The following is a 25,253-nucleotide window of genomic DNA, read 5'->3' as shown; positions in this document are numbered from 1 at the left end:
ACGCTAGGCGACGGATGGACGGCCTCAGTCGTTCATCGCCTTGATGATCATGACCGCCAGACTGATCCGGTCGCGCGCCGACGGGTCGTCCGCGACCTCGAGCGCGTTGTCCGCCTCGCGCACGATGGTCCACGCCCGCGCGCGCCCCTCGTCCAGGCCACCTCGCTCGCAGATGATCTCCAGGCGGCGGCGGAGCGACCAGCGGACCTGGGAGCCGGTGCCGAGCTCGTCGTCGCGGTTCCAGAGGGCTGGTGCCACCTCGAATGCCGGGTCCCCCGCCATCGGCTTGGGGTCGATGGCGAGCCAGGGGGCCCGGTCGGCGGCCAGGACGTTCGCGTAGTGGAGGTCGGTGTGGAGGAGGCGCTCCTCGGACGGAGGTCGGGCGATCAGCTCGCGGGCGAGGGCGGCCGCCTGGTCGAGGTAGCGCCGTGGGATGACCGGCGGCGCGGCGCGCAGCTCCTGCGCCTGCCGCGCTGCGTAGTCCCTGAGGCGGGGGACTCGCGGGTGCGGTGGGCGGCGCAGCGTGGTCAGCAGGTCGCCGATGACGGCGCACGCGTCGTCGATGGGAACGTCGGTCAGGTCCCGGGTATCGAGGCGCTCGAGCAGCAGCGCAAAACGGGCGGGGTCCGCCCGGACGAGCCGGACCGCGCCATGTCCGTTCCAGGTCTGGAGCGCGAGGGCCTCCGTGGCCGCCTCCGGATGCGGCCAGGTCACCTTGAGGACGGCCGTGCCACCGGTTTCGAGGATCCGCACGGGGATGACGACGGAGCAGAAGCCGCTCATGCTCCGCCCGGTCGGCTCGAGCTCCCACTCGTCCACCAGGTCGCGGAGCAGTCCCGGAAGCGTCTGCAACCAGTGCTCGCCAGAGACGTACCCATCCGCATCGAAGCCCGCGATGTGATGGGCGAAGTGCAGCGGGATGAGGTCGATCACCGGTCCGGCTGCTCCATCCCGGGGAACGCGACGGGATCGAGACCCCACGTGTCGCCGGCGAGCTGGACCGCGGCAACCCAGCGAGCCACGTCATCGAGCGACTGGGTCGTCGGCGCGGCGCCGAGGACCTCACCGATGCCGCCGACGGCACGCTTCAGCACGGTGTCCCCGAGGCGGCGGGCGCTGCGCTGGTCGGTCACGGGGAAGGGGAGCGACCATCCGCTCGCGGCGTCGTCGCGCCCGACGAGTCGCTCGAGGCCGCGCAGACGCTCGAGGGTGCCCAACGCCTGGCGGCGCTGCGTCTTTGAGGACTGCGCCGCGACCACCTCGAAGGCGTAGACCAGCGGCGACGTGCGCTCGGCGAGCTGCGGCCGCACCGGGCTCGCCTCCGAGGCGGGTGCGGCCTCCGCTCCGAGGCGCTGCGCCGAGGCGAAGATCGTGCCGTATGCCGCCGTCAGCAGTTCCCGCGTCTCAGCCGTTGCGCTCGCCGTGGCCTCCAGATGCGCCGAGGGGAGGGCGGCCAGCCTCTTCCTCAGCTCGCCGACCGAGAGGGTCTTTGCCGTTGGCGTCGACGTCGGGGCCGAGGTGATCTCCGCCGTGGGCACCCCGTCGTTCGTCAGACGGCCGACCAGCACCGTGCGCAGCTCGGTGAGCAGTGATCGGGACTCCTTGAGCGCGGCGGGCTTGGCCGCAGCCGGCCACGACCGGAGGAGTGCGTCCAGGTCCCTGACGACCCCGATGATGAGGGCTTCGTCGGGAGCGCGGCGTCTCGTCGGGACCGGCGGCGGGGGCTGGGGGAGGTCGACGCGCAAACCGCAGCCCGTGACTGCCGCCAGCAGGGCCGCGCCGCCCCCGACGAGGAACAGGCGTCGGGTCGTCGACACCGGCGGGAGCTGCACCCGGGACCCGTGCGCCCGGGTGTCGCCATTCATGGGTCAGATCCTCCCACGGGACGTGCGTCATCAGGCGCGCGGCTAGAGTAGAGCCACGCGGCGGGCATCCCAGACGGTGAGCGCCGGGATTCGAGAAGAGCAGGAGGTGTGGGCGATGAGCACGGCCGAGCAGATCAGAGCCACCATCGAGCCCGCTCTCGCGCCGCTCGGGCTCGTCATCGAGGACGTCACCATCAGCCCGGCCGGCAAACGCAGGGTGGTGCGCGTCCTCGTGGACACGGACATCGCCAGGCTGGATCCGGCCGACTCGTCCAGCCCCGTCCCGCCCATCTCTCTCGACGACGTCGCCGAGGCGACTCGTGTCGTCAGCGACCGCCTCGACGACTCCGACGTCATGGGCGGGTCGCCGTACGTCCTCGAGGTGAGCTCGCCGGGCGTCGGCCGGGCCCTGAAGTCCCGCGACCAGTTCCGCCGCCAGGTCGGTCGGCTCGTCGAGGTCGTCCACGAGGGTGGCTCGGTCACGGGGCGGCTCACCGAGGTGGGTGCGGATCGCCTGACCGTCGAGGTCCCGGCCACGAAGCAGGCCGCCGCCCGCATCCAGCGGATCGAGCTGGACTCGGTCCAGCGGGGGACGGTTCAGGTCGAGTTCAAGCGGGCCGACGCGAGCTCGTCTGCTCCGGATGCCGCCGACATGGACGCCGGAGTCGCCGGCGTGGAGGAGGACCACTGATGGACATCGACCTTGCCGCCCTCAGAGCCCTCGAGCGGGAGCGAGACCTAAGCCTCGACGTGCTCATCCCCGCCATCGAGCAGGCCCTTCTCGTGGCCTACCACCGCACCGACGGCAGCTACCGTCTCGCACGCGTCGAGCTCGACCGCAAGACCGGGCACGTCATCGTCTGGGCCCGGGAGGAGGGTGAGCTCCTCCCGGCAGAGGAGGGCGAGCGCGCCGAGCGGGACGAGCCGGGTCCGGAGTTCGACGACACCCCGGAGGGCTTCGGTCGGATCGCCGCGTCGACGGCCCGTCAGGTGATCGTCCAGCGTCTGCGCGACCTGGAGGACGAGGCGATCCTCGGCGACTTCAAGGGCCGCGAGGGCGACGTCATCTCCGGCATCATCCAGCAGAGCCAGGACCCGCGGAACGTCCTCGTCGACTTCGGCAGCGTCGAGGGGATCCTCCCGCTCGCCGAGCAGGTGCCGGGGGAGCGGTACGTCCACGGCGAGCGTCTGCGCTGCTACGTCGTCAGCGTCAAGCGGGGCCCGAGGGGGCCGCAGGTGGGCCTGTCCCGGACGCACCCCAACCTCGTGCGCACCCTGTTCAAGTTCGAGGTGCCGGAGATCGCCGACGGCACCGTCGAGATCGCCGCCCTCGCGCGAGAGGCGGGGCACCGGACGAAGATCGCGGTCCGCTCCAAGGTGCCCGGCGTCAACGCCAAGGGCGCCTGCATCGGTCCCATGGGAGCTCGGGTGCGTGCCGTCATGACGGAGCTGCGCGGCGAGAAGATCGACATCGTCGACTACTCGGACGAGCCAGCCAACTTCGTCGCCGCTGCCCTCTCGCCCGCGCGGGTCCAGGCCGTCGAGATCGTCGACGCCGCCGCCCGCACGGCCAGGGTCATCGTGCCCGACTACCAGCTCAGCCTCGCGATCGGCAAGGAGGGCCAGAACGCCCGCCTCGCCGCCAAGCTGACGGGTTGGCGCATCGACATCCGCCCGGACACCGAGGCCCCGCCTGCGATCGAGTGAACAGCTTCTGGGGATGCGGCTTCGCCGCGGCCGACCCAAAAAGCTGTCCACTCGATCAGAGGGAAGGGCCCCCGGGACGAGACTTCGCGGCATACGGGTTAGACTGTTCTGTGGCCGACCGGACTGGACTCCGCGCCGAGCCGTCCCGCACCTGTGTGGGATGTCGAGGAACGGATAGCTGGTCGGCCCTGCTGCGAGTGGTCGCGGAGAAGGACGCAGATGCACCGGGAAGCACTCCGGTTCACCTTCGGCCCGACCCGGGACACCGACTGCCGGGGCGGGGTGCGTGGTTGCATCCCCGACCTGAGTGTTTCGAGCTGGCAGTGCGCCGCAAGGCGTTCGGACGTGCCCTGCGCCTGCAGGCCCCGGTCGACATCAGCGCGGTGGCACGGCATCTCGGGATCCAGCACCCGTAGCAGCACGAGATCGGTCGTCACCCGACGGCCGTGCACCACACGTCAACGAACCAAGGCGGGTCAAACGCTATGAGCCTCCGATGAGTCATCAGCGATGAGCAAGCCCCAGCAATAACCCACGGTTCGGCCTCCTGTCAGGTCCGGACCAAGACAGGAGAAATGTGGCCAAGGTCCGGGTCTACGAGCTCGCGAAGGAGCTCGGAGTCGAGAGCAAGGTTCTGCTCGCACACCTGAAGAGCCAGGGGGAGTTCGTCCGGTCGGCGTCGTCGACCATCGAGCCCCCCGTCGTCCGCAAGATCAAGGAAACGTTCCCGACGGAGCTCCGCTCTGGAGGCGATGGCAAGGCCCCGGCCAAGACGGCCGCGAAGGCTTCGCCTGCTCCCAGCAGTGCCTCCGCAAGCACAGCTCCGGCGCCGGCCGCACCTGCGGCCAAGGCAGCGCAGAGTGCGCCCAGCCCGAGCCGTCCCGCACCGGCGCCTGCCGCAAAGGCGGCCCCCGTGGCTGCACCAGCGCCAGCGGCCACGGCCCCCGCACCGCCCACGGCTGCTCCGGCCGCGCCCGCAGCCCCAGCAGCGAAGGCAGCCCCCGCTGCCCCAGCTCCCACGCCTGCGCGGCCCGCGCCGTCCCCAGCCACCCGTGCGGGCGCCGCACCGGCGGCACGTGGGGATGCCGCTCCGGCCGCCCGTCAGGGGGGCGCTCCCACCCCCGGCCCGCGCCCTGCGCCGAGGCCGGGACAGCCCCGTCCGGGCAACAACCCGTTCGCGTCGAGCCAGGGCATGGGCCAGACCCGGTCGCGCTCGGGTGACGGGGGACCCCGTCCGGGCAACAACCCGTTCAGCTCGAGCCAGGGCATGCCGCGTCCGCAGCAGCGACCCGCACCGCGCCCCGGGGCACCGGCAGCCCGCCAGGGAGGCGCGCCCGGTGCCGGCCCCCGCCCGGGTCCGCGTCCCGGTGGCCCCCGTCCGAGCCCCGGCATGATGCCGGAGCGCAGCACGGTCGGTCGCCCGGGGCAGCGACCCGCGGGCGGTCCGGGCCGTGGCGCTCCGGGTGGTGGCCGTGGCGGCTTCGGCCCCGGTGGCGGCGGCGCCCCCGGCGGTGGTCGCGGCGGCTTCGGCGGTCCGCGCGGCGGCGGTCCCGGTGGCCGTGGTGGCACGCAGGGCGCCTTCGGCCGTGGCGGCGGGCGTCCGGTCCGCGGTCGCAAGTCGAAGCGCGCGAAGCGCCAGGAGTTCGAGCAGATGCAGGCGCCGTCGATCGGCGGCGTCACCGTCCCGCGGGGTGACGGCTCGACCGTCATCCGGGTGCGTCGTGGCTCGTCGCTGACCGACTTCGCCGACAAGATCAACGCCAACCCGGCGTCGCTCGTCACGGTGCTCTTCCACCTCGGTGAGATGGCGACGGCAACGCAGTCGCTCGACGAGGACACCTTCAAGCTCCTCGGCGCCGAGCTGGGTTACGACGTCCAGGTCGTCTCCCCGGAGGAGGAGGAGCGAGAGCTCTTCGAGCAGTTCAACATTGATCTCGAGACGGGCATCGAGTCCGAGGAGGACGAGGACCTCGAGGCGCGGCCCCCGGTCGTGACCGTCATGGGCCACGTCGACCACGGCAAGACGCGACTGCTCGACGCGATCCGCAACGAGGACGTCGCAGCGGGCGAGGCCGGTGGCATCACCCAGCACATCGGTGCCTACCAGGTCCGCAAGGAGCACGAGGGCGTCGAGCGGGCCATCACCTTCATCGACACCCCGGGTCACGAGGCGTTCACCGCCATGCGTGCCCGTGGTGCCAAGGTGACCGACATCGCGATCCTCGTGGTCGCCGCCGACGACGGCGTCATGCCGCAGACGGTTGAGGCGCTCAACCACGCCCAGGCCGCGGACGTCCCGATCGTCGTCGCCGTCAACAAGATCGACGTCGAGGGGGCCAACCCGGCCAAGATCCGCCAGCAGCTGACCGAGTACAACCTCGTCGCGGAGGAGTACGGCGGCGACACGATGTTCGTCGACGTCTCTGCCAAGCAGGGCATCAACATCGACGGCCTGCTCGAGGCGGTCCTGCTGACGGCGGACGCCGCCCTCGACCTGCGCGCCAACCCGGATCGGGATGCCAAGGGCGTCGCCATCGAGGCCAACCTCGACCGCGGTCGTGGTGCCACGGCGACCGTCCTCGTCCAGACGGGCACCCTCGAGGTCGGGGACGCCATCGTCGCCGGTTCCGCCCACGGACGCGTCCGGGCCATGCTCGACGAGCACGGCAAGAACGTCACCCAGGCGGGTCCGTCCCGACCGGTCCAGGTGCTCGGCCTGTCCTCGGTGCCGCGTGCCGGTGACACCTTCGTGGTGGCCCCGGACGACCGCACCGCTCGTCAGATCGCCGAGCGGCGCGAGGCCGCCGACCGCCAGGCGAGCCTGGCCAAGGCCCGCAAGCGGATCTCGCTCGAGGACCTCAACGAGGCCCTCGCGGCCGGCAAGGTCGAGACCCTCAACCTCATCCTCAAGGGTGACGTGTCGGGTTCGGTCGAGGCCCTGGAGGACGCGCTCCTCAAGATTGACGTCGGCGAGGAGGTCGACCTGCGGATCATCGACCGCGGCGTCGGCGCCATCACGATGAACAACATCAACCTCGCGATGGCCTCGAACGCGGTCATCATCGGCTACAACGTCCGCGCCGAAGGACAGAACGCGGACTACGCCGAGCGCGAGGGCGTCGAGATCCGCTACTACTCGGTGATCTACCAGGCCATCGAGGAGGTCGAGGCGGCGCTCAAGGGCATGCTCAAGCCGGAGTACGAGGAGGTCGAGCTCGGCACGGCGGAGATTCGCGAGATCTTCCGTTCGAGCAAGTTCGGCAACATCGCCGGTTCGCTGGTCCGCAGCGGTGAGATCAAGCGCGGCTCCAAGGCGCGGATCACCCGCGACGGGGTGGTCGTGTCGGAGAACGTCGAGATCGCCGGCCTGCGGCGGTTCAAGGACGACGTCACCGAGGTGCGCGAGGGCTACGAGTGCGGCATCAACCTCGGGTCGTTCAACGACCTGCAGATCGGTGACCTCATCGCCACCTACGAGATGCGCGAGAAGCCGCGCGCCTGAGCCCGAATCGAGAGTGCAACTCCTGCCAGCAGCAGGAGTTGCACTCTCGGTCGGCAATCCAGTCCGTATGCCGCTGGGTTCGCTCCCGTGATCCCCGGGCCTGCCGCGCCGGCGGGCTCCGGGAGGGGTCTGTTCCGCCGCGGCTAGGGTGGGTAAGCGGCCTTCGGGCTGTGCATCGCAGATCCAACATCGAGAAGAAACGAGGTAAGAGCCATGGCTGACCCAGCTCGCGCCCGCAAGATCGCCGACCGCATCAAGGTCATCGTCGCGGAGTACCTCGAGTTCCGTCTCAAGGATGAGCGCCTGGGCTTCGTGACCATCACCGATGCCCGCGTGACCGGCGACCTGCAGCACGCCTCGGTGTTCTACACGGTCTTCGGCTCCGACGAGGAGCGCAAGGCCACTGCCGCCGTTCTCGAGGCCAACAAGGGCCGGATCCGCTCCGCCGTCGGCAAGCAGATCGGCATCCGGCTGACACCGTCCCTCGAGTTCATCGCCGACGCCATTCCCGAGGGTGCGGCCCACATCGAGGACCTGGTCGCACAGACGCGGGCCCGGGACGAGGAGCTGGCCCGCGCTGCGGCCAACGCCAAGCACGCCGGCGAGCCGGATCCGTACCGAAAGCCGGCCGACCGCCCAGTGTCGGACGAGATGTCGCATGAGCTCGACCTCGACGTGGACGTCGAGGCCAGGTGACGGGACCGCGCAGCGGGCTGCTCGTCGTCGACAAGCCGGTCGGGTGGACCAGCCACGACGTCGTCGCCCGCGTACGGCGCCTGTGTGGCACGAGACGGGTCGGTCATGCGGGCACCCTCGACCCGATGGCGACGGGTGTGCTCGTGCTCGGCGTGGAGAAGGGGACCAAGCTGCTCACCTTCCTCGTCGGCTGTGACAAGGCGTACCGCGCGACGATCCGGCTCGGGCAGGCCACCGTCACCGACGACGCCGAGGGTGAGCCGACGACCTCCGCGGGGATCGCCGACCGTGGCGCCGTGGAGGCGGCCCTCCCCGCCGTCGTCACCGGTCTGACCGGCGAGATCGAGCAGGTCCCCAGTGCGGTGAGTGCCATCAAGGTCGGCGGCGAACGAAGCTACGCCACCGTCCGCAGGGGCGGAGAGGTCGACCTGCCCGCGCGACCCGTCACCGTCAGTCGCTTCGACGTCCACTCGGTCGCACCCGCCACCGCGACGGCCGAGGACGGCTCGACGGTGGACGTCCTCGACGTCGAGGTGGAGGTCGAGGTGTCGTCGGGCACCTACGTGCGCGCGCTGGCGCGAGACGTCGGCGCTGCGCTGGGCGTCGGGGGCCACCTGACTGCCCTGCGTCGGACCCGGGTCGGGCGGTTCGACCTGTCAGCGGCAGCCCCTCTCGCCGAGCTGATCGCGCAAGTCGAGCGTGGCGGGGCGGACGCTCTCAACATCCTCCCCCTGGCGGCCGCGGCGAGAGCCCAGCTTCCCGTCCACGAGGTCACGGTCGAGGAGGCCCGCAGGCTCGGCCACGGTCAGCGCATCGCCAGCGCGGCCACCCGGGTCGACTCCGTGGCGGCCATCGACCCGGCCGGCCGGCTCGTCGCGATCCTCGACGAGACGAGGGGCGAGGCGAGAGCGCGCGTGGTCTTCGCCCCCGCCGACTGAGGACTGGCCCACGGCCTCGATGTCGAGTGTGCAGTTGGCGCCCGGCGTGTGTGTGACGTCACGTGCACACTCGAGGAGGAGGGGGTCGGGCACCCGGGTGGTGTGTCGGGGGACCCAGCCCGGCGGCATACGGCCACGCTGTCGAGAACCCGCTCACCGACTGAGGCGGGCGACGACAGGCGTGGACGCCCCGGCCACTACAGTGGTCGCCGTGCATCGCTGGTACGCCCTCCAGGACATCCCATCGGACCTGGGACCGACAGTTGTCACCCTGGGCAACTTCGACGGCGTTCACCGAGGGCATCGAGAGGTGCTCAGCCGGGTCGTCCGTGAGGCCCGGGACCGCGGCGCGACACCCGTGGCGGTGACCTTCGACCCTCATCCGGTGGCCGTGCTCTACCCCGAGCGGGCGCCGGCCCAGATCATGTCGCTCGAGCAACGCCTCGAGGTGCTGGACTCCGTCGGTGTGGGTGCGTCCCTCGTCCTCCACTTCACCCGCGAGTTCGCGCAGCAGACTCCGGAGGAGTTCGTCGAGACGACGTTCGTCGAGGCCCTGGGCGCCGTCGCCGTCGTCGTCGGCAAGGACACCCGGTTCGGGGTGCGCAACTCGGGAGACGTCGGCACGTTGACCGAGCTGGGGGAGAAGCACGGCTTCGACGTCATCGCCCTCGACGACATCGGGGAGGCGGCACCCGAGGGTCGTCGCTGGAGCTCGACCCAGCTGCGCGCGGAGATCCTCGACGGCAAGGTCCGGCACGCGGCCGAGATTCTCGGTCGGCCCCACCGCGTCAGCGGGACCGTCGTCCACGGCGACCACCGTGGCCGCGAGCTCGGGTTTCCCACGGCGAACCTGTCCCCGGACCACGCGGGACTCGTCCCGAGCGACGGCGTCTACGCGGGCTGGCTCGTGCGGCTCGACCTCGAGCCCGGAGCGGTCGACCGCACCCTCCCGGCCGCGATCTCGATCGGCACCAACCCGACCTTCGACGGGCACCAACGGCGGGTGGAGGCCTATGCCCTCGACCGGACCGACCTCGACCTCTATGGGGAGCGGGTCGCCATGGACTTCGTCTCCCACCTGCGGCCGACCCTGCGGTTCGACTCGATCCAGGCCCTCATCGACCAGATGAGCGACGACGTCGCCAGGTGCCGGGAGATCCTCTCCGCAACGGTGCCCGCGTAGGGACGCCCGGGACGCCTGGCCCACCCGGCGGTCACGGAGTGATGCCGATCTGCGTCCACTGGGTGACGTTTGGCCCCAGTTGCGGCATCATCCGGCTCAAGCGGGAGCCCCGCCGTCGCCGAGGACGGGGTCTCGTAGCCGTGACGAAGGAGTCCTGCATGCCCCTGCACGCCGTCGCCGACCGCAAGGTCAACCAAGCCGTCCTCGACAACCGCGCGCCAAGTGTGGGCGCCCTTTTCCGCCAGCGGGTCCAGCAGACGCCGGACAAGCCTGCCTACCTCTACTTCAAGGACGGCGGAGCCGAACTGACCACGCTCACGTGGCGCCAGACCCACGACCTCGTCCAGGAGTGGGCGGCCGGCCTCATCAGTCTCGGCGTCGAGCTCGAGGACCGGGTCGCCATCGCCTCGACGACGAGCCTGCAGTGGGTCCTCGCCGACCTCGCGATCGTCTGCGCCGGCGGCGCCACGACCACGGTCTACCCGACGACGATCGCGGACGACGTCGCCTACATCCTGGGCGACTCCGGCAGCGCCATCGTGTTCGCGGAGGACGAGGGCCAGGTCGCCAAGCTGTCCGAGCGCCGGAACGACATCCCGCACGTCAAGCACGTCATCGTCATGTCCGGCCAGGCGAGCGAGGACGGGTGGGTCATCACGACCGATGACCTGGCCACGACGGGTCGCGAGCTGCTCGCCTCGACACCCGACGCCGTCGATGCACGGATCGACCAGCTCGGCCCGGACAACCTCGCCGTGGTGATCTACACGTCCGGCACGACCGGGCGCCCCAAGGGGGTCCGCCTCTCGCAGGACAGCGTCGTCTACGAAGGCGCGGTCATCGAGGCGACCGACACGATCCGTGAGGACGACCTCCAGTTCCTCTGGCTGCCGCTCTCGCACGTCTTCGGCAAGATGCTGCTCGCCATCGGGCTCCAGATCGGCTTCCCCACCGCCGTCGACGGCCGGATCGACAAGATCGTCGACAACATGGCCATCGTCAAGCCGACGTTCATGGCGGGGCCGCCCCGCATCTTCGAGAAGGCCCGCGGCCGGATCGAGCTCATGCTCGGCCAGGAGACCGGCATCAAGAAGAAGCTGATCGACTGGGCGCTCAAGGTCGGCGGCGAGATGCGCGACGTGCTCGAGCGCGGCGAGACACCGTCCGCCGGACTGGCGCGCCGGCATCGGTTGGCGACGAAGCTCGTCCTCCACAAGATCCAGGAGCGCTTCGGCGGCCGCGTTCGGTTCATGATCAGCGGCTCGGCGCCGCTCAACGCGGACGTGGCCAGATGGTTCGGGTCAGTCGGGCTGCTGCTCGTCGAGGGGTACGGCCTGACGGAGACGTCATCGGGCACCACGGTCAACGACCCGGTGGCCGGCTCCTACCGGTACGGATCGGTGGGCTGGCCGCTGCCGGGGACCGAGGTCCGCGTCGCCGAGGAGGACGGCGAGATCCTCGTCAAGGGGCCGGGCGTCATGCGCGGCTACCACAACCAGCCCGAGGCGACCGCCGAGGTCATCGACGCCGATGGGTGGTTCCACACCGGTGACATCGGACGCATCGACGAGCGCGGCTTCGTCCACGTCACCGACCGCAAGAAGGACTTCTTCAAGACGTCGGGCGGCAAGTTCATCGCGCCGGCCGAGATCGAGGCGAAGTTCAAGGGCATGTGCCCGTACGTGAGCCAGTTCCTCGTGCACGGCGCCGGGCACAACTTCGCCACAGCGCTCGTCACGCTGGACCCCGACGCCATCACCGCCTGGGGCGCGGCGAACGGGATGAGCGGCAGGTCCTATCCCGAGATCGTCACCTCAAACGCTGCCCGCGAGCTCGTCCAGGGCTACGTCGACAAGCTCAACGACAGCCTCAACCGGTGGGAGACGATCAAGAAGTTCACCATCCTCGACCACGACCTGACCGTGGAGATGGGCGACCTCACCCCGAGCATGAAACTTCGCCGCCGAGCCGTCACGGACAAGTACCAGCCCCAGCTCGACGCCCTGTACGAGGAGGAGAACTGAGCCAGCCCCACGTCGAGTGAGCACTTCGCGCCCGCCGAGCCCAGCGGCATACGGCAGCAGGTGAGCGCGAAGTGCACTCTCGATCTGCACGTACCATGGACGGATGCCCGGCGAGTCGATGTTCCATGCCCTCGAGCCGCTGCTGGACAGGGTGACCAAGCCGATCCAGTACGTCGGCGGTGAGCTGAACTCCACCGTCAAGGACTGGAACGTCGGCGGTCACGGGCCGTCCGGTGAGGACCTGACGACCCGGTGGGCGCTGATGTATCCGGACGCCTATGAGGTCGGTTTGCCGAACCAGGGCGTCATGATCCTCTACGAGGTCATCAACGAGCGGCCCGATGCCCTGGCCGAACGCACCTACGCCGTGTGGCCCGACATGGAGGCAGCCCTCCGTGAGGCGGGTTTGCCGCAGTTCACCGTGGACGGGCACCGTGCGGTGGGCGACTTCGACCTCCTCGGTGTCTCGTTCTCCACCGAGCTCGGCTACACGAATCTGCTCACCGCCCTCGACCTGGCCGGCATCCCGCTCCACGCGACCGATCGCACGCTCGAGCATCCCGTCGTCATCGCGGGCGGGCACGCGGCGTTCAACCCCGAGCCGATCGCCGACTTCATCGACGCGGCGGTCATCGGCGACGGCGAGCAGGCTGTCCTGGCGATCACCGACATCGTCTCCGCGTGGAAGGCCGCGGGCCGCCCGGGCGGCCGGCGCGAGCTGCTCCTGCGGCTCGCCAGCACGGGCGGCGTCTACGTCCCCTCGTTCTACGACGTGTCCTACCTGCCGGACGGGCGGATCCAACGTGTCGCCCCCGCGCCGGATGCGCCCGGCGTCCCATGGCGGGTCTCCAAGCACACCGTCATGGACCTTGACGCGTGGCCGTACCCGAAGCAGCCCCTCGTGCCGCTCGCCGAGTCCGTCCACGAGCGCATGTCCGTCGAGATCTTCCGCGGCTGTACCCGCGGCTGCCGGTTCTGCCAGGCCGGGATGATCACCCGCCCGGTGCGGGAGCGCTCCATCACCGGGATCGGCGAGATGGTCGAACGCGGCCTGGCGGCGACCGGCTTCGAGGAAGTCGGGCTCCTCTCGCTCTCGTCTGCGGACCACTCCGAGATCGCCGACCTCACCAAGGGTCTCGCGGACCGCTACGAGGGAACCCAGACCGGGCTGTCCCTGCCGTCGACGCGCGTCGACGCCTTCAACATCGACCTCGCCAACGAGCTGACCCGCAACGGCCGCCGCTCGGGCCTCACCTTCGCGCCCGAGGGCGGGTCCGAGCGGATCCGGCGCGTGATCAACAAGATGGTGACGGAGGAGGACCTCATCAAGACGGTCGCAGCCGCCTACGGGGCGGGATGGCGGCAGGTGAAGCTCTACTTCATGTGCGGCCTTCCGACCGAGACCGACGAGGACGTCCTCCAGATCGCCGAGGTGGCGCGCAGGGTCATCGAGACCGGTCGCACGGTGTCGGGACGTCGTGACATCCGGTGCACGGTGTCGATCGGCGGGTTCATCCCCAAGGCGCACACCCCGTTCCAGTGGGCGGCCCAGCTCGGTCCGGAGGAGACGGACGCGCGGCTGCTCAAGCTGCGCGAGGCGATCCGGGCCGATCGCAACTACGGGTCGTCGATCGGGTTCCGCTACCACGACGGCGAGCCCGGAGTCGTCGAAGGCCTGCTCTCACGCGGCGACCGGCGGGTCGGCCGTGTCATCGAGCAGGTCTGGCGCGACGGTGGTCGCTTCGACGGCTGGTCGGAGCACTTCTCCTACGAGCGCTGGATGGCTGCGGCCGAGCGTGCCTTCGACGGCGATCCGGTCGATGTCGCCTGGTACACGACCCGTGAGCGCGAGCAGAACGAGGTGCTCCCCTGGGACCACCTGGACTCCGGTCTCGACAAGGACTGGCTCTGGGAGGACTGGCAGGACGCCCTCGACGAGCGGGAGGTCGACGACTGCCGCTGGACGCCGTGCTTCGACTGCGGAGTGTGCCCTCAGATGGGCACCGAGATCGAGATCGGCCCCACCGGCAAGACCCTCCTGCCGCTCACCGTCCTCGGCGCCGGGCGCCAGGACCTCCTCGAGCACCAGCACTGAGCCGTATGCCGCTGGGCTCACTTCTCGACGCCTGCTCAGCCCCTGCCCTCCCGCGCCTCCGAGCCGCAACACGCCCGGAAGTCTCGAACGCACCCCGGAAATTACCGGGGTGCGTTCCGAGGAGCCGGGCGTGTTGCAGGCCAAGGGGTGGGCCCGGCTGACACGAGGTCGGCCGGGCCCACGGTGTGCAGCGCTGTCAGCAACGCGTGCCGGTGGGAGACCCACCCACTGCGTAGTTCCAGCAGAAGAGCGTCGCGCCCTCCTGGGTGACGACGAACTGCGCGCTCGTCGCCAGCAGCGTGTCGAGGACGACGGTCCACGCCGTGCTGCCGCCCCCTCCGCAGCCGACCTGCTTGGCGGTCGGGGTTGGGGGAGCCTGGACGGTTGCGGTGATGTCCGGCACGGTGGCGCGGCCGTTCTTGCTCGTTGGGAGCAGGACGGGGCCGGACGAGCCGGACTGCGCCTGCACCGGGTTCTGGCCGGGCACGAAGTTGCCGGACGGGTTGAAGCAGTTGTACGTCGCAACACCCGACACGGTGAGGTTCCCGAAGATCGGAATGTTGCCAAGGCCGCTGAAGTTGCCCCCGGACACGGTGGCGCTCGCAGCGCTGAACGCGATGGTGGGGTCGGCCTTGACGGTGACTGCCGCGAAGGCCGAGGTGGTTCCAAAGGCGACAGCCGCGATACACGCGACGATCGCCATCAGGAGCGACTTGGTGTGCTTCATGTGTGCTCCCTCTTTCCTGTGTGAAGGTGTGTGCCCTGCCCCCGACCAAGGATTCTCACCGACCCGGGGTGAGGCCCGGGTCGGTGCTTGGAGGCGGGCTTCGGCGGCGCAGGTACTGCGCCGCCGAAACCCCGGTTTGATGGTCGATGAGACTGTTTCAGCTCACCGGAACCATCAGTTGGTGATGTCCAACACGGTGCTCTCGCAGTGGTTGCTGCTCCCCACCAGCGGGTCAGTGCTGGTGAAGACGACCTTCCACGAGACCGTCTTGTCCGTGGTCACCTGGATGTTGTCGCCCGCGGGGACGTTGTCACCATTCGTGGTCGACTTCGTTCGGTCGGCCAACGACACTGCGTTGGTGAGGGTGAACGTCTCGGCGTCCCGCAAGACAGTGCCCGTGCAGTTCGCGCTGTCGTAGAGCGTGAACGACACGGTGCCGTTCAGTGCCGTTCCGCCAGTCGCGGTGATCGTCGCCGCGTCGTTCGGCAGCCAGGTCTGAGCAGACGTTGCGCTGGTGGCGTCGTTCACGGTGAAGCACTCACCGTGCGTCGCGTCGCTTGACCCGGTGTAGTTCGCCGTGTCCGAGGTGTAGACCGCCCTGAAGCACCAGACGCCCACGACATTCGCGGTGACGTTGCCCGACACCGCAGATGACGTGTTGTTGGCGCCCACGGTCAACGCCTTTGGGTTGCCAGTGACGGCAGTCCCGTTGGGCGAAGCGCACACTTCAGCACCGGCTGCGCCAGTGACCTGGCTGGGGTTGCAGATGAAGAAGTCGACCGTGCCAGTGGGCGAGCCGCCGGCTGAGGTGCCCGTCACGAGGGCGTGGTCATTGACGACCGTGTTGACGGCCACGGGCGCCGTGATCGGCGTGCTGCCGACACGCGGAGTCGTCAGGGTAGTCGTCGACGCCGGGCCGACCGTCACGTCCTCATTGGTCTCGGAGCAGGTGGCGTTGTGCGACTGGTCCTTCGTGTTCGGAGTGTCTCCGCTGTAGCTGGCCTTCCAGTGGTAGTCACCTGCTTGGGTCGGGGTGAACGTTGCGGAGTAGACCTGTGTGGCCGAGCTGTCCCCGTTCACAGTGACCTGCTGTGTTGCGGCAGCGATCTGACTCCCACAGCCGCTCGAGCTCGGGCCGAACAGCGTAAAGGTGATCGTGCCACCAGCCTTCGTGCGCGAGGCGGCGTTGGGTGCCGACGTCTCGATGACGTTGGCCGTCGGCTTGGGCGCCGTTCCGGACAGCGTTGCCACGTCAGTCACGGGGCTGCCCAGCGTCACATCGTCCCCGGCCGCAGTCGAGAGAGTCGGAGTCACCGGGTTGACGACGAAGCACTCGCCGATGCTCACATCGCTCGAGCCGGTGATGTTCTGGGCGGGGATACCGGAGTAGACCGCCTTCCAGCAGTAGCGTCCAGCCGCCGTGATCCAGGCACTGGGCGAGGTCACGGTGACGGGGAAGGCGCCGTCCGGATCCGACACAGCGACGTCATCACCGACCAGAACGGACTTACCACCGGTGTCACAGTCGGCGTTGGCGGCGTTGTTCGCCTCACACAGGGTGAAGTCGATGGTCCCGGCGGGGTTGGCGGCGCCGCCCTGGATGTCGATGAGGGCCGAGTCCTTGACTTGGACCACCCCGTCCGTTCCGAGGTCGATGCCGGCCTGGGGGATCGGGTTGCCCGCGTCATCCTGCGGGGTCGTCGTCGTGGTGGTCGTGCAGTCCGAGAGGTCGACGCCCGGCTGGAGGATGGTGTCCTTGTAGTCGGCCGTATCCGAGTTGCCGGTCACCGTGCTCGGGATGATGTTGGCGAAGGCCAGACAGGACGGCGTGCCACCGAAGACGACATCGGTGATGTTGATTGCGGCCTCGCCGCGGAAACCGTCCGCGCTGTAGGCCGCAACGGCGACCGAGCTCGAGAGCTGCACGGACGGCGTCAGGGTGAGGTTCGGTGCGGTGCCGTGCCACTCGCGGTAGAACAGGTCCCTGCTGCCACCCTGCTGGTCCCAGAGGATCATGAAGTCGCCCTCTTGCGGAGAAGCCGGGTTGGGGTCGCCCTGGCGGTTGGCCCATGGGTTGCAGCTTGCCAAGACGGTGGCACTGTTGGGGTCGTAGTCGTCGCACACCGTCGGCGCCTTGTTCTTCATGAACTCGAAAGCGATGAAGCCGCTGCCGGAGTTGTTGTCGCGCTCCCACGCGAAGTAGACCCAGTCGTCGCCGTCAGAGTCCTGGGCGGAGTTGATCCAGGCCTGGCGCAGGTCGACCTGTGCGTTTGGGTTGGTCAGGCCCAGAGTCGGAACCGGGTCGTTGTGGATGACGCCGATCTTGGTGGTGTTCTGGTTGAGCGGGCCCAACTCCTTGAGGCTCCCGAAGATGTCCTGTGGATTGGACGCGTTTGGTCCCGTGGCGTCAGCGCCAGGCACGATGGCTGATCCGTTGGGACCGATCGTGAAGGGCGGAGTGGTGCCGGCTTGCGCCAACGGTGCCACTGCTACTGCGCCGCCCAGAATGAGCGCCAGGGCGGCCACCATACTGGTGAAGCGGCGGTGCTGGGTGCCGCTGCCATCGGCCGCCCCACGGCTGCGCTTGATGGGTGAGCTATTCATGTGACGTTCTCCGTTGCAGGTCTGATCACCCGTGCCCCTCGCACGGGTGTGAACGGTGAACTCGCCGGGCGCTGCGACCGCGGCTCCGTCTGGTGTGGAAGGAGTCAGGAGGGCGGAGTCTCACTGTGGGGTCGCGCGCAGGCTCAGCAGAGCTCATTCCGACGCTACTCAGGCCGGAGTGACCTACATCACAAACGGGTAAACCAGCGTCCTATGTCCCGAAAGTCCCGGAACACATCCGAGCAACCTTGGCAAACAACGCCGCTCACCACATGTCGGGCATCTGGGCCGAAAACGGCTCCCCTCAGATCGGGTAGCCGAGGTGGGCCAGCGCCTGCCGGACGAGCACCCCGTGCGATCCGGACATCTCGCCGCGCATCGCCATCTCGGCGGCCTCCTCCGGCGTCACCCACGACAGGTCGAGCGCGTCCTGCTGGGGCTGGCAGTCGCCCATGACGGCGACGATGTAGGCGAGGGACACGGCGTGCTGGCGCGGGTCGTGGTAGGCCGTCACCCCAGGCGTCGGGAAGAACTCGGCGATGGCGATGGGCTGGGGTGAGACCGGGATCCGGGGGAGCGCGACGGGTCCGAGATCGTTCTCGATGTGGCGGGCCAGGGCATCGCGGATCCGCTCGTGGTAGAGGACGCGCCCGCCCACGACCTCCTGGCCGATGCTGCCGTCCGAGTCGGCGCGCAGGAGGACGCCGATGAGGGTCACCACCCCGCGGTCGTCGACCCGCACGGGCACCGCGTGGACGTAGAGGATCGGCAGCCGCTCTCGCGCGCTGTCCAGCTCCTCGCGACTGAGCCACGCACCGGTCGTCTCCACGTCGGTCAGGTCTCCACCCATGTGGACTTCCTATCAGTCGCTCGGCGTCGGCCGCCGGGCAGTGCCGAAGACCGCCTCGGGGTTCATGATGCCCGAGGGGTCGAAGACGGCCTTGACGGCACGCTGCCGCTCGACCTCGCCGCGGCCGACCTCCTCGACGAGCCAGCGCCGCTTCACCGACCCGATGCCGTGCTCACCGGCCACCGTCCCGCCGAGCGACAGCCCGAGCCGCATCAGCTCGTCGAAGGCACGCCAGGCGCGTTGCCGGGCGTCGTCGTCGCCGTGCGCGTAGACGATCGACGGGTGCAGGTTGCCGTCGCCGGCGTGCCCGCTCACCGGGATCGGGACCCGCCAGCGCGTCGACACCTCGGCCGCGCCGCGCACGTAGTCCGCGAGCCGACCCACGGGCACGCAGACGTCCTCGGCGATCCGCGCTCCGAGCGACTCGATCGCGGTGCTCAGCACGCGCCGCCCCTGCAGCAGCAGCTCCGCCTCCTGGCGATCCTCGGCCACGGCGACCTCGAGTGCTCCGGACCCGGTCAGCAGCTCCCCGTACCTGGCCACGTCCTCTGCCGCGTGCCCCGGCCGGTCGGACTGCACGAGGAGCACCGCGTCGCAGTCCGCGGGGAAGCCGTAGTCACCGAACGCCTGCACGGCTGCGACGCTCGCCCGGTCGAGGATCTCGAGCAGGGACGGGCGGTGCCGGTCGAGGCGCAGCGCCACGACTCCCCGGAGCGCCGCGTCGAGCGACGCAAAGGTGGCCAGCGCCGTCAGGGCCGGGTCCGGGGCGGGCAGGAGACGTGTCACGATGCGCGTGACCACCCCGAGCGTCCCCTCGGAACCGACGACGAGGCCGGTCAGGTCGTAACCCGTCACCCCCTTGGCCGTCCGGTGCCCGGTCCGCATGGTCTCGCCTCCGGGCAGCACGACGTCGAGGGCGGTGACCCAGTCCGCGGTGACGCCGTACTTGAGGCAGCACAGCCCCCCGGCATTCGTCGCCACGTTCCCACCCAACGTGCACGTCGCCGTCGACGCGGGGTCCGGCCCGTAGAACAGACCGGCCTCTGCCGCAGCGGCCTTGAGATCGGCGTTGACCACCCCGGGCCCGACCACAGCGATGCCCTCGAGGGGGTCGATCGTCTCGATCGCGTCGAGCCCTTCGACGTTGAGGACGATGCAGCCCTGCGTCGCCCGAGCCCCGCCGACGCGCGACGTTCTCGCCCCTTGCGGCACGACAGGCGTCCCGGTCGCCTCTGCGTGCTCGAGCACCGCCACCACGTCGGCGACGTCGCGGGCGCGCACGACCGTGTAGTCGGAGCCGACGGCGCGCGAGGGGTCCCTGGGCGCGGGCCCGGCGTCAGCGGCATACGTCCGCTTGACGTCCTCGTCGGTCACGACCCGCGACTGCACATTCGACGGGAAGGAGGCCACCCCCACAGGCTAGACTTTGGCGCACAGGCGTCTGAGCCGTCATCAGCGGCGAGCCTCCGGAAGAACGGTCCCAGCCCGGCTGGGGCTCACTAGAACCGGACGGGTGGGCCCGTCACAGCCTTGACAAGAGTGGTCGTATGCCGCTGGGCTCGCTTGCCGGGAGCCCGCGCGGTCGTGCGGCAAGCGGGGTGGTACCGCGGCGGATCCTGTGAGAGACGTCGTCCTCGTGGTGAAGCAAGGACACGAGCAGTCGCAACCACGCAGCATCAGGAGACCACGACCCATGGTGTATCCCAAGGTCACCACCGACCCATCCGGCCCCGGTGCCGGCGTGCCCGCCAACCCGCGTTTTCCCGAGATCGAGGAGCGGGTTCTCACGTACTGGGACGAGGACGGCACCTTCATCGCCTCCGTGGAGAACCGCGAAGCCGGCGAGAACGGGTCGAACGAGTTCGTCTTCTACGACGGGCCGCCCTTTGCCAACGGCCTGCCCCACTACGGGCACCTGCTGACGGGCTACGTCAAGGACATCGTCCCTCGCTACCAGACGATGCGCGGGCGCCGGGTGGAGCGGCGGTTCGGCTGGGACACCCACGGACTGCCCGCCGAGCTCGAGGCGCAGCGCCAGCTCGGCCTCAAGACCAAGCAGGACATCCTCGACCTCGGCATCGAGCGGTTCAACGAGGCCTGCCGCGCATCCGTGCTCAAGTACACGGACGAGTGGCGCGACTACGTGACCCGGCAGGCGCGGTGGGTCGACTTCGACAACGACTACAAGACCCTCGAGCCGAGCTACATGGAGTCGGTCATCTGGGCCTTCAAGACGCTCTACGACAAGGGTCTGGTGTACGAGGGCTTCCGGGTCCTGCCGTACTGCTGGAACGACCAGACGCCGCTGTCCAACCACGAGCTGCGCATGGACGACGACGTGTACCAGCTGCGCCAGGACCCGGCCGTCACGATCGGGTACCGCCTCGAGACGGGCGAGCTGGCGCTCATCTGGACGACGACGCCGTGGACCGTTCCCTCCAACGTCGCCATGGCGGTCCACCCGGACATCGACTACGTCGTCGTCGAGTCCGAGTTCTCGGGCACGGCCGAGCGATACGTCATCGCGGAGGCGCGGCTCGCCGCCTATGCCCGGGAGCTCGGTGAGGACGCAGCCGACCGCGTCGTCGAGCGGTTCAAGGGTCGCGACCTCGTCGGACGGAGGTACACGCCGCCGTTCAGCTACTTCCTGGGTCACCCGAAGGGCCATGTCGTCCTGCCCGCCGACTACGTCACGACTGAGGACGGCACGGGCCTCGTGCACATCGCGTCCGCCTTCGGCGAGGAGGACAAGGTCCTCACCGACTCGTTCGACATCGACGTGGTCGTGCCGGTGAGCGCGGAGGGCCGGTTCACCTACCCGGTCACGGACTACGAGGGCATGCACGTCTTCGACGCGAACGCCCACATCATCGACCATCTCAAGGCACGCACCCGCGGCGAGGGGGAGATGGGCAGCACGACCGAGGGGACCGTCCTGCTGCGTCGCGAGACCTACGACCACACCTACCCCCACTGCTGGCGCTGCCGCGAGCCGCTCATCTACATGGCCGTCTCCTCGTGGTTCGTCGAGGTGACCAAGTTCAAGGAGCGCATGGTCGAGCTCAACCAGCAGATCTCCTGGACGCCCGAGCACGTCAAGGACGGGCAGTTCGGCAAGTGGCTGTCCAATGCCCGCGACTGGTCGATCTCGCGAAACCGCTTCTGGGGCAGCCCGATCCCGGTGTGGAAGTCGGACAATCCCGAGTACCCGCGCATCGACGTGTACGGCTCGTTCGACGAGCTCGAGCGTGACTTCGGCGTCGAGGTGACCGACCTGCACCGGCCGTTCATCGACCAGCTGACCCGTCCCAACCCGGATGACCCGACGGGGATGTCGACGATGCGGCGCGTCGAGGACGTCCTCGACGTGTGGTTCGACTCCGGGTCGATGAGCTTCGCCCAGGTGCACTACCCGTTCGAGAACTCCGACTGGTTCGAGCATCACTTCCCCGGTGACTTCATCGTCGAGTACATCGGCCAGACGCGCGGCTGGTTCTACACGCTCCACATCCTCGCAACGGCGCTGTTCGACCGTCCTGCCTTCCAGTCCTGCATCAGCCACGGGATCGTGCTCGGGTCGGACGGGCAGAAGATGAGCAAGTCGCTGCGCAACTACCCGGACGTGAGCCAGGTCTTCGACCGGGACGGCGCGGATGCCATGCGCTGGTTCCTCATGAGCAGCCCGATCGTCCGCGGCGGCAACCTCGTCGTGACCGAGCAGGGCATCCGCGACGGCGTCCGCCAGGTGATGATCCCGCTCTGGAACGCCTGGTCGTTCTTCTCGCTCTACGCCAACACGGCTCGCGGGGGTGCCGGCTACGACGCGAAGCGATCGACCGAGTCGACCGACGTCCTCGACCGCTACATCCTCGCCAAGCTGCGTGAGTTCGTGGCGGACATGACCGAGCAGCTCGACGGCTACGCCATCGCCGATGCGTGCGACACGATGCGGGCCTTCCTCGACGTCCTCACCAACTGGTACATCCGTCGCTCGCGGGACCGCTTCTGGGGTGGGGAGTCGGAGCAGTCGCTGGCTGCGTTCGACACGCTGTGGAGCGTGCTCGACACGGTGACCCGGGCCACGGCGCCGCTGCTCCCGCTCATGACGGAGGAGATCTGGCGCGGCCTCACGGGGGAGCGGTCGGTGCACCTGACCGACTACCCGGTCGCCGACGAGCTCCCGGCCGACCACGAGCTCGTGCTCGGGATGGACCGCGCCCGTGACGTCTGCTCGGTCGGTTCCAGCCTGCGCAAGGGTGGTGGCCTGCGCGCGCGGCTGCCGCTGGCCGGACTCACGGTGGTCGTGCCCGAGCCGGGGCAGCTCGAGCCGTTCCGTTCGGTCATCCGGGACGAGCTGAACGTCAAGGACCTCACCCTGGTCGACGTCACGACCGCGAGCGAGGCCGACTTCGGCGTGCGCCAGCGGTTGACCGTCAACGCCCGGGTGGCCGGCCCGCGGCTGGGCAAGGACGTGCAGACGGCGATCCGCGGCAGCAAGTCCGGCGACTGGTCCGCTTCGCCGGAGGGCGTCGTGACCTCCGGCGGGCTCGAGCTCGTCGAGGGGGAGTACACGCTCGAGACGGTCGTGGCACGGGATGGCGAGGGCGACACGACGAGGGCCACGGCCATGCTCCCAGGGGGTGGCTTCATCGTGCTCGACACCCGGGTGACGCCGGAGCTCGCGACCGAGGGGGTGGCACGGGACCTCGTCCGCGCCGTCCAGCAGGCCCGGCGCGATGCCGGCCTCCACGTCAGCGACCGCATCAGCCTGACGATCCAGGGCACCCCGGAGGTCTTCGAGGCCACGGTCACCCATCGGGACCTGCTCGTCGCCGAGACCCTGGCCACGCAGTTCTCGTCGGCGGGACCGGACCATCCGCTGGCCAACGGCGGGGGCAGCACGGTCTCCGTGGGCGACGGGTACGGCGCGACCATCGTGGTGACCAAGGCATGACGACCATGGACGCACGCTCGGGGAAGGCTGGCGACGGGCAGGAGTCGCCGGAAGGTGACCTCACGATTCGCCAGGCCGAGGGCAACGACCTCAACGACGTCATCGGGATCGGGCACCGCACCTGGCCGGTCATCTACGAACCCATCGCAGGCATCGACTACGTGGCGATGGGTCTGGCCAAGTGGTGGACCTCCGACGTCGTCGCGGCCTCGATCCGGCGCGGTCAGACACTCGTGGCAGACCTCGCCGGCGAGGTCATCGGAATGGTGGCCTTCGGGACGCAGGGCGACCACTTCGTCGTCTGGAAGCTCTACGTCCTCCCCGAGCACCACGGCAAGGGCATCGGGTCGCAGCTGATGGAGGCCGTCGTCGAACGTGCCCGGGACAACGGCCACACACGGATCACCGTGGCGTATCCGGACGGGAACAGCTACGCCGAGCGGTTCCATCGCGCCCACGGCTTCCTCGAGTCGCACCGTGAGCCCTCCGGTTCGGGGCTTCCCGACACGATCTGGATGGTCCGCGAGCTCGGCCCGGTCGACGGGCTGTCCGAGGGCGGCGCCGAGGGGGCCACATGAGCGGTCGTCCTGACGCGGCCGCGCAGGAGGCGGCGCGGAACCTCGAGGAGATCAGGCGGATGCGCGAGATCGAGGAGGCCATCCTCGGGCGGGCTCCGGAGAACGACGTCGGGCCGTCGCTCGAGCGGATCGCCGCTGTCATGGAGCTGGCCGGCGACCCGCAGCACAGCTATCCGGTCATCCACATCACCGGCACCAACGGCAAGACCTCGACGAGTCGGATGATCGACACGATCGTGCAGGAGAGCGGACTCTCGACAGGCCGGTTCACCTCTCCCCACCTGCACGACATCCGAGAGCGGATCACCCTGTCCGGCAAACCGATTCCGCGGGACAAGTTCATCTCAGCCTATGACGACGTGGCGCCGCTCATCGAGATCGTCGATGCGCGGTCGGCCGGGTCCGGCGGGCGTCGGATGAACTTCTTCGAGGTGCTCGTCGCGATCGCGTTCGCGGCGTTCGCCGATGCACCGGTGGATGTGGCCGTCGTCGAGGTCGGCCTCGGCGGCTCGTGGGACGCGACCAACGTCGCGGACGGCACGGTCGCCGTGGTCACGCCCATCGACCTGGACCACACCCACCTGCTCGGCGACGACCTCGTCGGCATCGCGCAGGAGAAGAGCGGCATCATCAAGGCCGGGTCCGTGACGATCTCCGCTGTCCAGGACCCGGACGTCGCCGCCGTTCTCGCCGAGCGAGCCGAGGAGGTCGGGTCGGACCTGCGCCTCGAGGGTGACAGCTTCGGAGTGCTCGCCCGAGACGTCGCCGTGGGCGGGCAGCAGGTGAGCATCCGCGGCCTCGCGGGTGACTACCCGGACCTGTTCCTTCCGCTCCACGGTGCCCATCAGGCGAGCAACCTCGCGACCGCTATCGCGGCTGTCGAGAGCCTCGTCGGCGGCGGCACCCAGGCGCTCGACCGATCCGTGCTGGCCGCGGCCGTGGCCCGGATGACGTCGCCGGGCCGACTCGAGATCGTCCGGCGCTCGCCCACGGTGCTGGTCGACGCCGCCCACAACCCGCACGGCGCCCGGGCGCTCGTGGCCGCCCTCGACGAGGCCTTCACCTTCACGCGGCTCGTCGGCCTGATCGGGATCGTCGCCGACAAGGACGCCGCGTCAATCCTCGAGGCGCTGGAACCCAAGCTCGACCACGTCGTCATCTCGCGCAGCTCCTCACCGCGGGCCATGCCGCCTGCGCAGCTCGGCGCGCTCGCGACCGAGATCTTCGGCGAGTCGCGGGTGACCGTCGAAGGCAACCTCCCGGACGCACTGGACCGCGCCATCGGCCTGGCCGAGGAGGAGGGTCTCGGCGGCGGCGTCATCGTCACCGGCTCGGTCATCACGGCGGGCGAGGTCCGCCTCCTCCTCGGCGTCACCGACACCTAACCCCACTCCGCACCCCACTCCGCAACACACCGAGCAGTGGTCAGCTCCGGGCGGTTATTTCCGCAGCTCCTTGGCGACTGCTCGGTGTGTTGCGGTGGTCGAGGGCGGGAGGGCTGGGAGGTTCCGTTGGCACGGAGCGAGCTCA

At 69.6% G+C, this 25,253-nt stretch carries 18 protein-coding genes; 12 read left to right on the top strand and 6 right to left on the bottom strand.

The window, feature by feature from the left end:
* Positions 1-24: 24 nt before the first annotated feature.
* On the bottom strand, positions 25-933 hold the full coding sequence (locus ABF401_RS17660; protein WP_353510895.1) for an aminoglycoside phosphotransferase family protein: 909 nt from the start codon (positions 931-933) through the stop codon (positions 25-27).
* Positions 930-1,865, bottom strand: a complete 936-nt coding sequence (locus ABF401_RS17655; RefSeq protein WP_353510894.1) for a hypothetical protein — start codon at positions 1,863-1,865, stop codon at positions 930-932. Before ABF401_RS17655 ends, ABF401_RS17660 begins: the two co-directional genes overlap by 4 nt.
* A gap of 115 nt (positions 1,866-1,980) precedes the next feature.
* On the opposite strand from ABF401_RS17655, the gene rimP reads away from it, so the two are divergent.
* The 9 genes from rimP to ABF401_RS17610 all read left to right on the top strand — a co-directional run bounded on the left by rimP (position 1,981) and on the right by ABF401_RS17610 (position 14,010).
* Complete coding sequence (gene rimP / locus ABF401_RS17650; protein ID WP_353510893.1) at positions 1,981-2,556, top strand: ribosome maturation factor RimP; 576 nt, start codon at positions 1,981-1,983, stop codon at positions 2,554-2,556.
* Entirely contained in the window at positions 2,556-3,572 is a 1,017-nt protein-coding gene (nusA, locus tag ABF401_RS17645; RefSeq protein WP_353510892.1) for a transcription termination factor NusA, read from the top strand. Before rimP ends, nusA begins: the two co-directional genes overlap by 1 nt.
* A complete protein-coding gene (locus ABF401_RS17640) occupies positions 3,569-3,988 on the top strand; it encodes a YlxR family protein (protein ID WP_353510891.1) in 420 nt (139 codons plus the stop codon). Before nusA ends, ABF401_RS17640 begins: the two co-directional genes overlap by 4 nt.
* A 161-nt stretch (positions 3,989-4,149) precedes the next feature.
* Positions 4,150-7,074: a translation initiation factor IF-2 gene (infB, locus tag ABF401_RS17635; protein ID WP_353510890.1), complete on the top strand. Its 2,925-nt coding sequence runs from the start codon at positions 4,150-4,152 to the stop codon at positions 7,072-7,074.
* 213 nt (positions 7,075-7,287) lie between these two features.
* A complete protein-coding gene (gene rbfA / locus ABF401_RS17630) occupies positions 7,288-7,770 on the top strand; it encodes a 30S ribosome-binding factor RbfA (protein ID WP_353510889.1) in 483 nt (160 codons plus the stop codon).
* The gene (gene truB / locus ABF401_RS17625) at positions 7,767-8,708 is read left to right on the top strand and encodes a tRNA pseudouridine(55) synthase TruB (protein ID WP_353510888.1); all 942 of its coding nucleotides are present in this window, start codon (positions 7,767-7,769) and stop codon (positions 8,706-8,708) included. The genes rbfA and truB overlap by 4 nt, the downstream gene beginning before the upstream one ends.
* Positions 8,709-8,919: 211 nt before the next feature.
* Positions 8,920-9,891: a bifunctional riboflavin kinase/FAD synthetase gene (locus ABF401_RS17620; RefSeq protein ID WP_353510887.1), complete on the top strand. Its 972-nt coding sequence runs from the start codon at positions 8,920-8,922 to the stop codon at positions 9,889-9,891.
* Positions 9,892-10,049: 158 nt separating this feature from the next.
* Entirely contained in the window at positions 10,050-11,915 is a 1,866-nt protein-coding gene (locus ABF401_RS17615; RefSeq protein WP_353510886.1) for an AMP-dependent synthetase/ligase, read from the top strand.
* 103 nt (positions 11,916-12,018) lie between these two features.
* Positions 12,019-14,010, top strand: a complete 1,992-nt coding sequence (locus ABF401_RS17610; protein ID WP_353510885.1) for a TIGR03960 family B12-binding radical SAM protein — start codon at positions 12,019-12,021, stop codon at positions 14,008-14,010.
* Positions 14,011-14,206: 196 nt separating this feature from the next.
* Here ABF401_RS17610 and ABF401_RS17605 read toward each other — a convergent pair whose 3' ends face one another.
* The 4 genes from ABF401_RS17605 to ABF401_RS17590 form a co-directional block, all read right to left on the bottom strand.
* Positions 14,207-14,737, bottom strand: a complete 531-nt coding sequence (locus ABF401_RS17605; RefSeq protein WP_353510884.1) for a hypothetical protein — start codon at positions 14,735-14,737, stop codon at positions 14,207-14,209.
* Positions 14,738-14,911: 174 nt separating this feature from the next.
* Complete coding sequence (locus ABF401_RS17600) at positions 14,912-17,341, bottom strand: hemagglutinin (protein WP_353510883.1); 2,430 nt, start codon at positions 17,339-17,341, stop codon at positions 14,912-14,914.
* 304 nt (positions 17,342-17,645) lie between these two features.
* Positions 17,646-18,191: an NUDIX hydrolase family protein gene (locus ABF401_RS17595; protein WP_353510882.1), complete on the bottom strand. Its 546-nt coding sequence runs from the start codon at positions 18,189-18,191 to the stop codon at positions 17,646-17,648.
* A 12-nt stretch (positions 18,192-18,203) separates the two neighbouring features.
* Complete coding sequence (locus tag ABF401_RS17590; protein ID WP_353510881.1) at positions 18,204-19,601, bottom strand: FAD-binding oxidoreductase; 1,398 nt, start codon at positions 19,599-19,601, stop codon at positions 18,204-18,206.
* Positions 19,602-19,884: 283 nt separating this feature from the next.
* Between ABF401_RS17590 and ileS the strand changes: the two genes are divergently transcribed.
* From ileS to ABF401_RS17575, 3 genes are read left to right on the top strand one after another with little or no spacing between them, the layout of a single operon-like run.
* Positions 19,885-23,145, top strand: coding sequence for an isoleucine--tRNA ligase (gene ileS, locus ABF401_RS17585; protein ID WP_353510880.1), 3,261 nt, complete (start codon positions 19,885-19,887; stop codon positions 23,143-23,145).
* Positions 23,142-23,723: a GNAT family N-acetyltransferase gene (locus ABF401_RS17580; RefSeq protein ID WP_353510879.1), complete on the top strand. Its 582-nt coding sequence runs from the start codon at positions 23,142-23,144 to the stop codon at positions 23,721-23,723. The genes ileS and ABF401_RS17580 overlap by 4 nt, the downstream gene beginning before the upstream one ends.
* On the top strand, positions 23,720-25,108 hold the full coding sequence (locus ABF401_RS17575; protein WP_353510878.1) for a bifunctional folylpolyglutamate synthase/dihydrofolate synthase: 1,389 nt from the start codon (positions 23,720-23,722) through the stop codon (positions 25,106-25,108). The genes ABF401_RS17580 and ABF401_RS17575 overlap by 4 nt, the downstream gene beginning before the upstream one ends.
* Positions 25,109-25,253 lie beyond the last annotated feature (145 nt).

Origin of the sequence: Intrasporangium sp., assembly GCF_040414665.1 — a bacterium.
Classification (GTDB): Bacteria; Actinomycetota; Actinomycetes; order Actinomycetales; family Dermatophilaceae; genus Intrasporangium.
Note: the sequence above shows the minus strand (reverse complement) of the source record. Positions and strands in the feature narration are given on the sequence as shown.

Excerpts from the sequence above, each read along its gene's own strand:
- ABF401_RS17595 (WP_353510882.1), bottom strand. The coding sequence starts at position 18,191 with ATGGGTGGAGACCTGACCGACGTGGAGACGACCGGTGCGTGGCTCAGT.
- nusA (WP_353510892.1), top strand. The coding sequence starts at position 2,556 with ATGGACATCGACCTTGCCGCCCTCAGAGCCCTCGAGCGGGAGCGAGAC.
- ABF401_RS17575 (WP_353510878.1), top strand. The coding sequence starts at position 23,720 with ATGAGCGGTCGTCCTGACGCGGCCGCGCAGGAGGCGGCGCGGAACCTC.
- ABF401_RS17610 (WP_353510885.1), top strand. The coding sequence starts at position 12,019 with ATGCCCGGCGAGTCGATGTTCCATGCCCTCGAGCCGCTGCTGGACAGG.
- ABF401_RS17605 (WP_353510884.1), bottom strand. The coding sequence starts at position 14,737 with ATGAAGCACACCAAGTCGCTCCTGATGGCGATCGTCGCGTGTATCGCG.
- ABF401_RS17600 (WP_353510883.1), bottom strand. The coding sequence starts at position 17,341 with ATGAATAGCTCACCCATCAAGCGCAGCCGTGGGGCGGCCGATGGCAGC.
- rimP (WP_353510893.1), top strand. The coding sequence starts at position 1,981 with ATGAGCACGGCCGAGCAGATCAGAGCCACCATCGAGCCCGCTCTCGCG.
- ABF401_RS17655 (WP_353510894.1), bottom strand. The coding sequence starts at position 1,865 with ATGAATGGCGACACCCGGGCGCACGGGTCCCGGGTGCAGCTCCCGCCG.
- ABF401_RS17580 (WP_353510879.1), top strand. The coding sequence starts at position 23,142 with ATGACGACCATGGACGCACGCTCGGGGAAGGCTGGCGACGGGCAGGAG.
- ABF401_RS17615 (WP_353510886.1), top strand. The coding sequence starts at position 10,050 with ATGCCCCTGCACGCCGTCGCCGACCGCAAGGTCAACCAAGCCGTCCTC.
- rbfA (WP_353510889.1), top strand. The coding sequence starts at position 7,288 with ATGGCTGACCCAGCTCGCGCCCGCAAGATCGCCGACCGCATCAAGGTC.
- ileS (WP_353510880.1), top strand. The coding sequence starts at position 19,885 with ATGGTGTATCCCAAGGTCACCACCGACCCATCCGGCCCCGGTGCCGGC.